The 12,761-nt window shown below is 69.0% G+C and carries 10 protein-coding genes; 6 read left to right on the forward strand and 4 right to left on the reverse strand.

Features of this window, described 5'->3' with window-relative positions:
* Positions 1-27: 27 nt before the first annotated feature.
* Positions 28-1,395, forward strand: a complete 1,368-nt coding sequence (locus ACIBH4_RS27260) for a ricin-type beta-trefoil lectin domain protein (RefSeq protein WP_350944404.1) — start codon at positions 28-30, stop codon at positions 1,393-1,395.
* Positions 1,396-1,563: 168 nt separating this feature from the next.
* On the opposite strand, the gene ACIBH4_RS27265 is transcribed toward ACIBH4_RS27260, so the two are convergent.
* The 4 genes from ACIBH4_RS27265 to ACIBH4_RS27280 form a co-directional block, all read right to left on the reverse strand.
* Positions 1,564-2,535: an NADP-dependent oxidoreductase gene (locus tag ACIBH4_RS27265; RefSeq protein WP_362768206.1), complete on the reverse strand. Its 972-nt coding sequence runs from the start codon at positions 2,533-2,535 to the stop codon at positions 1,564-1,566.
* A 771-nt stretch (positions 2,536-3,306) separates the two neighbouring features.
* Positions 3,307-4,935, reverse strand: a complete 1,629-nt coding sequence (locus ACIBH4_RS27270) for a heparinase II/III family protein (RefSeq protein ID WP_362501615.1) — start codon at positions 4,933-4,935, stop codon at positions 3,307-3,309.
* A gap of 260 nt (positions 4,936-5,195) precedes the next feature.
* Positions 5,196-6,239 carry a CU044_5270 family protein gene (locus ACIBH4_RS27275; RefSeq protein WP_362501617.1) on the reverse strand — a complete coding sequence of 348 codons (1,044 nt, stop codon included), beginning with the start codon at positions 6,237-6,239 and terminating at the stop codon, positions 5,196-5,198.
* A complete protein-coding gene (locus tag ACIBH4_RS27280) occupies positions 6,232-6,825 on the reverse strand; it encodes an RNA polymerase sigma factor (protein WP_362501619.1) in 594 nt (197 codons plus the stop codon). The genes ACIBH4_RS27275 and ACIBH4_RS27280 overlap by 8 nt, the downstream gene beginning before the upstream one ends.
* Before the next feature lie 309 nt (positions 6,826-7,134).
* On the opposite strand from ACIBH4_RS27280, the gene ACIBH4_RS27285 reads away from it, so the two are divergent.
* From ACIBH4_RS27285 to ACIBH4_RS27305, 5 genes are all read left to right on the forward strand, one after another.
* Positions 7,135-8,553, forward strand: coding sequence for a glutamate decarboxylase (locus ACIBH4_RS27285; RefSeq protein ID WP_362501621.1), 1,419 nt, complete (start codon positions 7,135-7,137; stop codon positions 8,551-8,553).
* A 75-nt stretch (positions 8,554-8,628) separates the two neighbouring features.
* Entirely contained in the window at positions 8,629-9,495 is an 867-nt protein-coding gene (locus tag ACIBH4_RS27290; RefSeq protein WP_362768203.1) for a class II glutamine amidotransferase, read from the forward strand.
* 295 nt (positions 9,496-9,790) lie between these two features.
* Positions 9,791-10,324, forward strand: coding sequence for a hypothetical protein (locus ACIBH4_RS27295; RefSeq protein ID WP_362501625.1), 534 nt, complete (start codon positions 9,791-9,793; stop codon positions 10,322-10,324).
* Between the two features lie 55 nt (positions 10,325-10,379).
* The gene (locus tag ACIBH4_RS27300; RefSeq protein WP_362501627.1) at positions 10,380-11,399 is read left to right on the forward strand and encodes a hypothetical protein; all 1,020 of its coding nucleotides are present in this window, start codon (positions 10,380-10,382) and stop codon (positions 11,397-11,399) included.
* A gap of 24 nt (positions 11,400-11,423) precedes the next feature.
* Complete coding sequence (locus ACIBH4_RS27305) at positions 11,424-12,749, forward strand: Dyp-type peroxidase (protein ID WP_362501629.1); 1,326 nt, start codon at positions 11,424-11,426, stop codon at positions 12,747-12,749.
* Positions 12,750-12,761: the final 12 nt, after the last annotated feature.

The following is a 12,761-nucleotide window of genomic DNA, read 5'->3' on the forward strand; positions in this document are numbered from 1 at the left end:
GGTCCCTACAGCCAGAGGGAAGCGCAAATGTTGAAGCATAGGTCCATCCTCGGGGCCGTGGCGCTCGCGGCGGCTGTCGTCCTGATGACGGGGCACGCGGCGATGAGCAGCGGCAGCAGCGCAGGGAGCTCCGCGTCCGCCGCCGCATTCGCGGGAACCGCGGGATGTGGAAAGAACCCGACGCTGAGCAGCGGAACGCACACCATCCAGTCCAGCGGAAAGAATCGCAGCTTCATTCTGCGAATTCCCGCGAACTACAACAACAACAACCCCTATCGCCTGATCTTCGGCATCCACTGGCTGAACGGCACCATGAACGACGTCGACTCCGGTGGAAGCAGCGGGGCCTCCTGGTCCTACTACGGGCAGCGGCAGCTGTCGAACAACACCGCGATCTTCATCGCGCCGCAGGGCCTCAACAACGGCTGGGCCAACTCCAACGGCGAGGACGTCACCCTCTTCGACGACATCATGCGGCGGGTGGAGGCGGATCTCTGTGTCGACCCCTCGTTGCGCTTCGCCATGGGGTTCAGCTACGGCGGCGGCATGAGCTTCTCCCTCGCCTGCAGCCGCGCGAATGTCTTCCGCGCGGTCGCGGTGTTCGCCGGCGCGCAGCTCAGCGGATGCAGCGACGGCTCCCAGCCCATCGCGTACATGGGACTGCACGGCATCACCGACAGCGTCCTCAACATCTCGCAGGGGCGGGCGCTGCGGGACAGGTTCGTCCGCAACAACGGCTGTACCGCCCAGAACCCGCCTGAGCCGGGCTCGGGCAGCCGAGGGCACGTCGTCACCGCCTACTCGGGGTGCCGAGCCGGATACCCCGTCGTCTGGGCCGCGTACGACAACGGTCACACGCCCGCCCCGGTGGACGGGACCTACACCGAGAACGGCGCCCAGACCTGGACCAAGGGGGAGGTGTGGAAGTTCGTCTCCCAGTTCCAGAGCACCTCCACGCCCAACCCGACGCCCACCCCGACCGTCACCCCGACGGTGACCCCGACTCCCACCCCGACCCCCACGACCAGCTTCCGCCTGCGCAACGAGGGCGCCGGGCGCTGTGTCGACTCGCCCAACAGCGCCAGCGCCAACGGCACCCAGTTGCAGATCTACGACTGCCACACCAACCCCAACCAGCTCTTCAGCCACGACTCCGGCAGACTCCAGACCCTCGGCAAATGCCTGGACTCCCCCACGAACGCCGGCTCCGGCACCCGCGTGCAACTGTGGGACTGTCACACCAACAGCAACCAGCAGTGGACCTTCAACTCCAACGGCACCGTGACCAGCGGCGCCAACAACCTCTGCCTCAACGTCACCGGCACCGGCAACACCTCCGCCGTGACCGTCGCCACGTGCAACGGCCAGGCCACCCAGAGGTGGACCAGGGCATGACCACCCGCTAGCCGATGACAGACGTCGGGTCCAGGCGACTTCGCCTGGACCCGACGCGCTTTCAGCTTTCCCGGCAGGACGGACACCTTGTTCTGATCATGTGCCGCCACGGCCTCGGCGGCCTCAGGGGGCAGCGTCGCCGGCTCTCCTTTCGGTGGAGGACCGGCGTCAGGCGGCGGACGGGACGACGACGACCTTGCCGTGCACCGCGCCCTCGGCGGCGCGGGCGTGCAGCGCCGGCAGTTCGGCGAGAGGCACCCGCTCGGCGACGGCGACGTGCAGCTCGCCGCGCTCGATCAGCGCCACCAGCTTCGCCAGCTGTTCGGCGTCGCTGCGGACGAAGAGGTCGATACCGCGTACGCCACGCGCTTCGTCGGCGGGCGCGGGCATCCACACCGCCGTGTTGACCACGACGCCACCCGGGCGGACCAGCGTGACCAGCGCGGCCAGTTCTGCCGGGTCGACCGGTGCGAGGTTGAGCGCGATGTCGACCGGCTCGGTCACCGCCGTGGTCACGCGGGTGGTGGTGTGGTCGATGATCTCATCGGCGCCGGCGGACTTGACCGCCTCGGTGCTGCGCGGGCCGGCTGTGGCGATGACGTGGGCATCGGCCCGCTTGGCCAGCTGCACGGCGTAGCCGCCGACCGCTCCGCCGGCGCCGTTGATCAGCACGCGTTGCCCCGCCCGCAGCCTGCCGTGGTCGAACAGGGCCTGGTACGCGGTGAGGCCCACCAATGGCAGTGCGGCGGCGTCGGACAGCGGGACGCTCTTGGGCGCCGGTGTCAGAACCTCGGCCGGGGCGATGACGTATTCCGCGGAGGCTCCGTTGCCGTCCATCGGCAGGAAGCCGACGACGTCGGAACCGACCTCGATGCCGCCGATCCCGCCGGTGCTGTCGGTGTTGTAGGTGCCCTCGCCGACCGCGTCGACCGTGCCGGCGACGTCGATGCCGGGAGTGTGGGGCAGCACCACCGGGATGGGGCCGCGCATGAAGCCGCCACGGATGTTGCCGTCCACCGGGTTGAAGGTCGTCCCGGCGACGCGGATCCGGACCTCACCGGCTCCGGGGACGGGCTGCTCCACCTCCTCGTAGCGCAGGACGTCAGGGGTGCCGTACTCGTGGAAACGCACTGCCTTCATCGGGGTCTCGCTTTCACTCCGGATCAGTTGCTTCGAACTCGAAGTAACTGCGGAGCATGCTACTGCTGCTTCGAATTCGAAGCAAATGGCGTTGATCGCCGCCGACCCCTCTCGTCGCCACGACGAACTCGGCGACGGCCTGAAGGGCTGCGCACCCGTACGGCGTGCGGTGCGGGAGCCCTTCGGGGCCGGCGTGCGCCGGCGGGGCCCCGCGTGCTCCGACCGCGCACGAGTCCACCTCTCGCTCGCGGAGTACGGCGGAGCCGGATCCCGCCCGTGGAGATGAGCCGACAGGACGGCGCGGGCGATCCAGTTACTCCTTCCGCCCGAGGAATCGCGCGCCTCGCCGTATGTGATGCCCCTTACCGTCGCAGGCGCGGCATTTACCAAATGCGCCCTTGAAGGTTGTGGAATGCGATTCTTTGGACCTGTTGCAGGTTTTACATCTCATGTATGGATGAAATGCGCAGGAGATGAGATATCCGATGATCAGGAGGCCTGCGAGGATTATGAGGGGGTGTACGGCCGGCTCGGAGGCTACTTCGCCGGACGGAATGGCGACGGGGAGAGTTGTGATTGGATGCACGCGATCAGATTTACATGGAAAAGAGCCTCGCATCAGGCGTTTCTGTGTGCGGGCCCTTCTGGATCGCGTATCCGGCATTGGTATGCCGATCTTTTGTGTGGTCGGCACCTGTTGGGAGCGATTCGGCTCGGCCGCCATAATGATCACTTCCCCAGAGGTCGGTCTCGGACAGGGGGCGGTACCGGTCAGGGACGGTCGAGTGAGGGCGTGAAGGAGACGGGGCCGCCGGGGGTGCGGACGGTCACCTTTCCCTCGGAGAGGCTGATCTCCGGATCTTCGGCGCCGGGGACGATCAAGGTCAGCAGGGAGGCGGCGGGGGGAGAGAGCACCGTCACCGTGTCGGCCTTTTTGAGATAGCCGGTCGAGATCGCGCAGGGGCGCACCTTCTGGCCGCCGATCGGCTGGAGGGAGGGCATCGTGAGTTGCAGCAGCGTCACGCGCCGGCTCCCGTCGGCCAGCACCACCTTGCCGTCGCGATTGGAGACAACCCTGAGCGAGGGACCGAGGTGCCACAGGTTGCGCAGCGCCGACCCGGCGGGGACCGTGTCCAGTACGGCCATCAGATCGGTGCCGTGACAGACCAGGACCGAGCGTGTGCGCCGGACGCCGTACGCGTCGTCGGCGAACGTGTAGGACTGGCGGGTGCGTTCCACGAACGAGTTCACGAGATGGGTCACCGTCTCCTCGCGAAAGGTGGCGCCCACGACGACGGGAACGTTGTGCGCCTCGGGGGAGGTCGTCCACTCCCGGTAGGCCGTCCTCTCGTAGGAGTGGAAGCCCGCCTCCACCAGGATGTCCCGGCCGTGGGCGTGGTAGGTGACGCCCAGATGGTCCTCGTGGCCGTGCAGGCGGCGTCCGGGGCCGAACCTGATCGAGTAGTAGGCGGATCGCGGGTCGCCCCACGCCGTCCTGCCGAAGACGTAGCCGCCGTCGAACACCTTCACCGTGTCCTTCTCGTGCGGGAAACCCTCCGGGCGCGTGTCGGCGGGGCTGTCACCGATCGGCACCAGACGGCCGTCGGGCTGGGTGGCGTGGCTGACGTACGCCTCCAGCGACGTCCGCCGCACGGCGAGGCTCGCGGGGACCGCGACCCCGCTCCTCCCGATCGCCTCCAGGGCCGCCCCCAGCCGCCGGTGAACGTAGAGGCCGTATCTCGGGGCCTGCTCGTGCAGCGCTCCCTGCGCGTCGATGGAGAGTTCCGCCGACTCGGTCATCCGCCGGACGGCCAGGTCCCTCCATCGTTCCCGCCGGAGACGGCAGCCGACCGCGAGCAGCGCGATGTCCTGGTCCAGACCGTGGTTGTGGCCCTGACGATAGAGGGCGGGGTCGGACAGGATCCCGCCGTGCTCGGCCAGGCTGTCGAACAGCCAGGTGGCGCGTACGTACGCGCTGAGACAGACCAGCGCCGGTGCGCGCAGTGCGACCGGATGCTCGGCCCAGGCCCAGGGGCTGACCCGGGTCCCGCCGCGAGGGTTCTTCCTTACCCAGTCGCCGGCGATCTTCGTGGCGCGGGTGAGATACTCCTGCCTGCCCGACCGCTCGTACTCCCCGACCAGGCGGCCCATCCATCTCAGCGCGTGGAGGTTCAGCGCCCAGGAACGGTTGCCGTACGGGTCGGCGCGCCAGTCGATGTCCGAGCCCAGGTCGGCGGGGGGCAGGCCGACGAACGCGACCCGGCCCCGCATGACCTCGTCAACCTTGATCGCTGGGAACCACCCGGCAGGATAGACGACCGGGCCGTCCTCCGGCACGGGGGATGACGGGGCGGGACGCCTCGTGACCAGGCCGAGGGCCCTGCGGGCGCGCTGAAACACGTGATCGCTCCAAAGGGTGAGGTGCGGACGTCCTCACGAGCCCGCGAACGGTCGTACACCGGGATGGCCGGGCCGTTTCCGCGCAGCCCGAAGAGAGCCGGTGAGCTGTGGGAGGGCCGGCGCAGCCTGAAGACGGCCGGTGGGTTAAGGAGACGTGATCGGTCGGGCGAGGCCCGGGACGTCCGGTTGGTTATGGGGATGTGGAGACGGTGACCGCCCCGCGGGCGTCCGGTGGGCTGTGGAGGCGGTGGTCGGGCGGGTTACGGGAGTGAGGGAGGGGCGGGCTTGTCGTCCGTCCAGCCCGCCTCCAGGACCACCTCGACCTCCTCCTCTCCGGGCCCGCCCGCATCGGTCGAGGACAGCACCCGGGAGCTGGCGACATCGATGATCAGCGTCCGCTGGACGAGGGCGGGAGCGGTCGGGGAGGTCCGCACGGTGAAGGAGAACGCGGCACCCTTCCTGCCCCGCTCGTCCCGCGCCGTGCCCAGGTAGCGGACGTTCGGCAGCTCCGCCAGGGCACGATAGGCGGCCGCCCGCACCTCGGGCGACGACGGCTTGCTCCACAGCAGACCGCTGAGCGCGTCCGCCAGGACGCCGCTGTCCGAACCGCGCGGCGCACCTCGCACCATCGAGGAGATCCGGTCCTTCAGCACGGCGGGGTCGGCCGGAAGCTCCCGGATCTGCTCGAAGGTCATGTCCTGGCCGGCCACGCTGAAAGCCGTCCTGCCGGTGACGGGCTTGAGCAGGCCCTCACCCGGCGACGAGGACAGGGTTTCCCCTCCTGAAGGACTCCAGGACGGGGCCACGCCCGCCCACTCGCTGGGAGACCCGTCGCGGCGCCACGCCTCGCTGTCGGCCGCGCTTCCCGGACGCGCCCCCAGCGTCCGCGAACCGGCCCAGATCCTGCCGTCCTCGGCGGCCCACTGCTCGGTGAGCCACGACTCCACCACCCGGTAGCGGTTCTTCCCCTTTCCCAGCGGCTCCGGGTGTGTCCTGCGGTGCGACTTTTTGACGCGCCAGTACGCTCCCGTCGTCGCGGGGTCCGCCTCCGCCCTGGTCGCCGCCGCGAGAAGAACCGACCGCCCGGAGATCTCAGGGGCCCGGTCCACGGTCGTCGTCGGAACGAGCACGGCCACGATCACGACCACGGTCATGGCGGTGGCGAGGCCGGTCAGCGCGACCGTCCACGGCAACCACCGGCGGCGCCGGGGTTCGGCCTGCAACCGCCCGAACACCCTGGCCTTGAGAAACGGGTCGGGCCGCGGCTCGCCGTACAGTTCGCGAACCTTCTCCAGCTCATCCACGATCGGTCTCCTCGGGTTCGAGCATGGGGTTGGTGCCACCCAGCGCGGTGCGCAGTTTTCTCCTCGCCCGGTTCAGGCGTGACCCGACGGTCCCGTACGGGATGCCGAGGGCGCCGGAGATCTCCTCGTGGCTGAGCCCGGCCAGGGCCACCAGGAGGAGGACGTCGCGGTCTCGCCGGTGGAGCCCGGCCAGCGCCGTCGCCAGGCTCGGACGCAGGCTCTCCGCGCTGACCCGCGCCGCGACCTGTTCCTCGTGTCCCGGAGAGTCGGGGTCCGGGCCGTGGCGCCCGAGCGCGCGTAGCGTGCGCACCTCGACGCGACGTTGTTTGCCGATGAGGTTGGTCGCGATCCCGTACAACCAGGCCCGCACGCCGGCGCGCGACGGGTCGTAGAGCGCCCGCTTGCGGAACGCGGTGAGAAACGTCTCCGCCACGACGTCCTCCGCGCTGTCGGCGCCGAGTCGCTGCGCGACGTAGCGGTGGATCTCGTGGAAGTGGAGGTCGAAGATCGCGCTGAACCGCTCGGACTCGACGAGGGAGAGCCGGAGGACCTCGGCGTCGTCCGCTGGACGATCGGTCCAGGACATCGTGGTCACGATGGTCTTCCCGTCATGTGCAACCCTTCGGACGCGATCAGCGGTCATCCCTCATCACCCGATCCGTCGATCTGCTTTCACGTTCTCGGCCCACGTTCTCGGCCCACGGTCCCGACGTATGGTCCCGGCCCACGGACACGGGCAACGGTCCCGGTCAACGGTCACGGTTTCCCGGTCAGGCGGTGAGGTCTCGGCGGGGCCACTGCGGCGAGGGTGTCGCGCGGCGGTGGCCTGGGTACCCCGTTCAAGGGGAAAACCCCAGCTCACAGCAGTTTGATCAGCTGGGGAAGGACGTGGACGATGCCTCTGAGGCGGCCAGGTCACACCGGGCGCGGAAGCCGGGATCTGGAGATCAATCCGATCTTCAGCCGGGAGCCCCTGCGGGTCCCGCGCCACGCCATGCCAGCAGGGGAGATGGAGCCGGAGACGGCCTACCAGCTGGTTCACGACGAGCTGATGCTGGACGGCAACGCGCGGCTGAACCTCGCGACGTTCGTGAGCACCTGGGCGGAGCCGCAGGCACTGAGGCTGATGGCCGAGTGCGTCGAGAAGAACATGATCGACAAGGACGAGTATCCACAGACCGCGGAGTTGGAGACGCGGTGCGTGGACATCCTCGCCAGGCTCTGGCACGCCGAGAACCCTCACCGCGCGACGGGCTGCTCGACGACCGGGTCGAGCGAGGCGGCCATGCTGGGCGGCCTGGCGCTCAAACGACGCTGGCGGCAGCGGCGCCGTGCGGAGGGCCGCCCAGACGACCGGCCCAATCTCGTCATGGGCGTCAACGTACAGATCTGCTGGGACAAGTTCGCCGACTACTTCGACATCGAACCCCGCTACGTGCCGATGGAGGGCGATCGATACCACCTGAGCCCGCAGACCGCCGTCGAGCGGTGCGACGAGAACACCATCGGGGTCGTGGCCGTCCTGGGTTCGACCTACGACGGCAGCTACGAGCCCGTCGCCGACATCGCCGCGGCCCTGGACGACCTGCAGGCCCGCACCGGACTCGACGTGCCGATCCACGTGGACGGCGCCTCCGGCGCGATGATCGCGCCCTTCCTCGATCCGGATCTGCACTGGGACTTCCGGGTGCCACGGGTGGCGTCGATCAACACCTCCGGACACAAGTACGGGCTGGTGATGCCGGGGGTGGGCTGGGTGCTGTGGCGCGACTCCCAGGCGCTCCCCGACGATCTGGTCTTCCGCGTCAACTACCTCGGCGGGGACATGCCGACCTTCGCGCTGAACTTCTCCCGGCCGGGCGCCCAGGTGGTCGCGCAGTACTACAACTTCCTGCGGCTGGGCTTCGACGGCTACCGCCGGGTGCAGCGGACCTGCCGGGACGTGGCGACCCGGCTGGCCGGGGAGATCGCCGGGCTGGACCACTTCGAGCTGCTCACCGACGGTGGCGAGGCTCCGGTGTTCGCCTTTCGGGTACGTGAGGGAGTCGACGGCTTCACGGTCTTCGACGTCTCCGCCGCGCTGCGCGAGCGCGGCTGGCTGGTGCCCGCCTACACCTTTCCGGAGAACCGTACGGACCTGGCGGTACTGCGCATCGTCGTCCGCAACGGCTTCAGCCACGACCTGGCCGATCTGTTGATGGAGGACCTGCGCAGGATCCTGCCCCGCCTGGAGGCGCAAGGCGGGCATCGCACCGCCGACGACGCCGGAGGCTTCGCGCACGGTGCCGGGAAGAGACACCGACACCACGGCTGAGGGTGTGCGCAGGCGCTCGCGTCGGCCGGGGGAGGGCCGGTGCGGGCGAAGGACAAGTGAGAAGGAGACATTGAGATGTGCCGTTTGTTCGGCCTGAGCAGCGCGCCTCGGCGTACGCATGCCACCTTCTGGCTCCTGGACGCGCCGGACAGCCTCAGCGAGCAGAGCCACCGCGACCCCGACGGGACCGGGCTGGGGTACTTCGACGCCGACGGCACCCCGGAGGTGCACAAGGCGCCCATCGCCGCCTATCGGGACCGGTGTTTCGCCGAGGAGGCGAAGGAGGTGGAGTCCACCACCTTCGTGGCCCACGTACGTTTCGCCTCCACCGGCGGCCTGGAGAGACGCAACACGCATCCCTTCCTGCAGGACGGGCGGCTTTTCGCCCACAACGGGGTGGTCGAGGGCCTGGACGACCTCGACGCGGAGCTGGGCGAGGATCGGAAGCTCGTCAAGGGGGAGACCGACTCCGAGCGCTTCTTCGCGCTGATCACCCGTGAGACCAGGGTGCACGGCGGCGACGTCGCCGCCGGTATCGAGGCCGCGGCCCGCTGGGTCGCCCAGCACCTGCCCATCTACGGCCTCAATCTGGTGCTCACCACCCCGCGGGATCTGTGGGCGCTGCGCTATCCCGACACCCACCGGCTGTATGTGCTCCAGCGCGCCGCGGGCGGGTGCCACAGTGGCCGGCACCTCGACCAGAGCGGCACCGACGGCCGTATCCGCGTCCGCTCCCGCGACCTCGTCAACGCCCCCGCCTACGTGGTCGCCAGCGAGCACATGGACGACCATCCGGGATGGAGCCCGATGGAGCCCGGCGAACTGCTCCACGTCGGACCGGATCTCGTCCCCACCCGCCGGATCGTCCTGCCGGAGGAGCCCGCGCACCAGCTGAGCCTCGCCGACCTGCGCCCCGAGGCCGCCACCTCGCAGGCCGTCTGATCTCCGTAGGGCCTGTGCCGGGGACCGGGTTTTCCAGCACAGGCGCGTGAGAGGCCCCTAGGTGATGTCTGATAAATGATCACGGTGGATGCGGTTAGATGATCGTTCGTGGTGCGACGAGGTGAGCTGACCGACAAGGCCTGGCAACGGATCGAGCCCCTGCTGCCCGCAACGGATGGCCGCTGTGAGCCGATCCGGCCGCGCTTGCCGGGCCGAAGACCCGACGGTATGAGATAATTCTGCAGGTCAGGCGGCTTTCGGCCTGCTCCCCCTGGCTGGTGACGGAGGAGCAGGCATGGACATCACGCCCAAGGCGATGGTCATCCCCAAGGAGACCGACCACCTCGAACAGGGCAAGTACGGTCCCGTCTTCCCACGCACCCCGGCGTGTTACGGGTTCACGATCATCGCCGACGTCAAGCCGGGGCGGGCTGAGGCGATCAGGAACCACGGTTACACGCTGGCCAAGGCGCTGGAGGCCGATCCGCATCTGTTGGCACCGCTGAAGCTGCACTATCTGCGCTGGGTGCTGTTCGACGACGACAGGCGCTTCATGTATCAGGGGATCTTCGACACCGATTTCGACAAGTACACCGAGGACGCCGTCGCGCTGTTCAGCCAGTCGGGGGTCAGCACGACCTTCGAGAACCTCGTGGGCTTCCCTGAGGACTGGAAGACCAACCCGGAGGCGTTCGTCAGGTTCGTCCGCGAGCACCACTGTCCCAGCTTCATCGAGTACGGGGAGTACCCCTACGTCACCGCCGACGAGATCAAGAAGGCATTGCGGATCAAGGGCGCCCTGTCGGAGATGCTCGACCAGATGCAGTGAGAACCGGGGAGGCCGGGCCGGTGCCCGGTGTGTCCCGCTGCCGATCGGAGGCCAGATGAGCCAGCCCAGAACCGCCCGCGTCTACAACCAGAACCACGCATCGCGCCCCTACACCCCCGGCGGGCAGCGGGTGAGCATCTACGTGTCGTGGAGCTATCCGGCCGAGGCGGGCAGGAACACGGCCGAGCTCGACAACCGGTTCTCCACGATGACCGAGGTGCGGCGGGTGAACTGGCCGACGTATGAGGACCCCCGCTGGTCTGATCCGCGATGTTTCCAGCAGGACATCGCCGGAGCGCTGGAGCTGTTCTTCTGGGGTTGGGCCCCCTTCCAGCAGTTCGTTGAGGAGAGCACCGGCCACCCCGTGCCGGTGTACCAGCGCATCGACCAGGCCGGTTTCCGTACCGTGCTGGACGAGCGGGTACTGGCCGACACCGACACCTTGTTCGTCTTCGGTCTGGACCACATGGTCACCGGGCAGGACACCGAGCCCGGGGAGGTCGAGGCGCTGCGGGAGTTCCTGTCCCGGGAGGGAACCTGCCTGGTGCTGGGGCCGCACCACGACGTTGGAGCCTCCGACGATCTGGCCGTGCGCGACGCCGAATACCACCATCACGGTGATGCGCTGGTGCCCCGGCAGCAGCGTTTCGCCTGCTACGTCCGCGGCCTGATGGCCGGATTGGGCGTGCCGGTGGAAAACCGCTACGGGCTGCGGCCCGCCGTACAGGAAAACAAGAAGATCGCACCGCTGTCGATCAACCGGGACCTTGACACCAAGGGGTGGCTGGAGGGGGTGAGCACCTTCAACTTCCACATGCACCTGCCGCACTACGCCGTGACGACCGATGCGCCGGACGTGGTTCACGTGCTGGGCAGGCAGCCGATCGACCTCTCCAGGCCGCCGCACCCGTTCACCGAAGCCGGCAACACCGAGTTCAACATGTTCCTGTGGATGCCTCCCGACGGACAGCGGGCCGGCGACGTGCTGCTGGCCGACTCCACGATCTTCAGCTCGCTGTTCGGCGGCGATGAGAGCCTGCGCACCTTCTGGAAGAACATCGTCGCGGCGAGGTAACGCCCGGGAAGGCAGGTGGCGGCCGTGACCGCACAGACCCACATCGCACCCGAACTCGACCTGCACGACATCCAACGTGGGGTGCTCAGCCCCCGGCCGAGCCCGTACGCCGCGACCTACGTCCTGTTCCGCATCGACGAGCGCGCGCACGGGCGGGAGCTGATACGGCGCCTTGCCGCGGTGGTCACCTCGGCCGCCGACACCGTCAGCCCCCTGGGCGAGACCTGGGTCAGCGTCGCGCTCACCTATCACGGCCTGGCGGCACTGGGCGTGCCGCGGCAGTCGCTGGAGACCTTCGCCTGGGAGTTCCGCCAGGGCATGGCCGCCCGCGCCGAAGCGCTGGGCGACATCGGCGACAGCGCTCCGGAGAACTGGGAGAAGCCACTGGGCACGCCCGACGTCCACGTGGTGCTGGTGGCCCTCGCCCCCGACAGCGCCCGCCTGCAGGAGGCGATCGACCGGGCCCGCCCCGCCTACCACGCGCTGCCCGGCATCACCGCGATCTGGTGCCAGGACTGCCACGCGCTGCCCACCGAGACCGAACCGTTCGGCTACCGCGACGGCATCAGCCACCCGGCCGTCGAGGGCAGCGGCATTCCGGGCTCCAATACGCTGGAGGTCCCGCTCAAGGCGGGAGAGTTCATACTCGGCTACCCCGACGAGCTGGGCGGCGTCCAGACCCTCCGGCCCGAGGTGCTGGGACGCAACGGCAGCTACGCGGCCTTCCGTAAACTCCACCAGCGCGTCGGCGTCTTCCGCCGCTACCTGCGGGACAACGCCGCCGATCCGGCGGACGAGGAACTGCTGGCGGCGAAGATCATGGGTCGCTGGCGCAGCGGAGCGCCCCTGGCGCTCAGCCCGGAGCGCGACGATCCCACCCTCGACGCCGACCCCTACCGCAACAGTTTCCTCTATCGGCAGGACGACCCGGCGGGCTTTATCACCCCCGGCGGCAGTCACATCCGCCGGGGCAACCCTCGCGACGCGGTGGTGGCGGGCGTGCCGCGGCTGCACCGGATGATCCGGCGCGGCACCGTCTACGGTCCGCCGCTGCCCGATGGCGTCCTAGAGGACGACGGGACCGACCGCGGCCTGATGTTCGCCTTCATCGGCGCGCACCTGGGACGGCAGTTCGAGTTCGTCCAGTCCGAATGGATGAACGACGGCGTCTTCTTCGGCGCGGGCGACGCACGTGACCCCGTCATCGGCTCCGGCGACTTCACCATCCCCCGCAAGCCGCTGCGGCGACGTTTGCAGGATCTGCCACGGTTCGTCGTCACGCGTGGCGGCGAGTACTGCTTTCTGCCCTCGCTGAGCGCCCTGCGCTGGCTCGGCGACCTCGAAGACTGATCAAAGAACCAG

It is taken from the genome of Streptosporangium sp. NPDC050284 (assembly GCF_044459525.1).
GTDB lineage: Bacteria > Actinomycetota > Actinomycetes > Streptosporangiales > Streptosporangiaceae > Streptosporangium.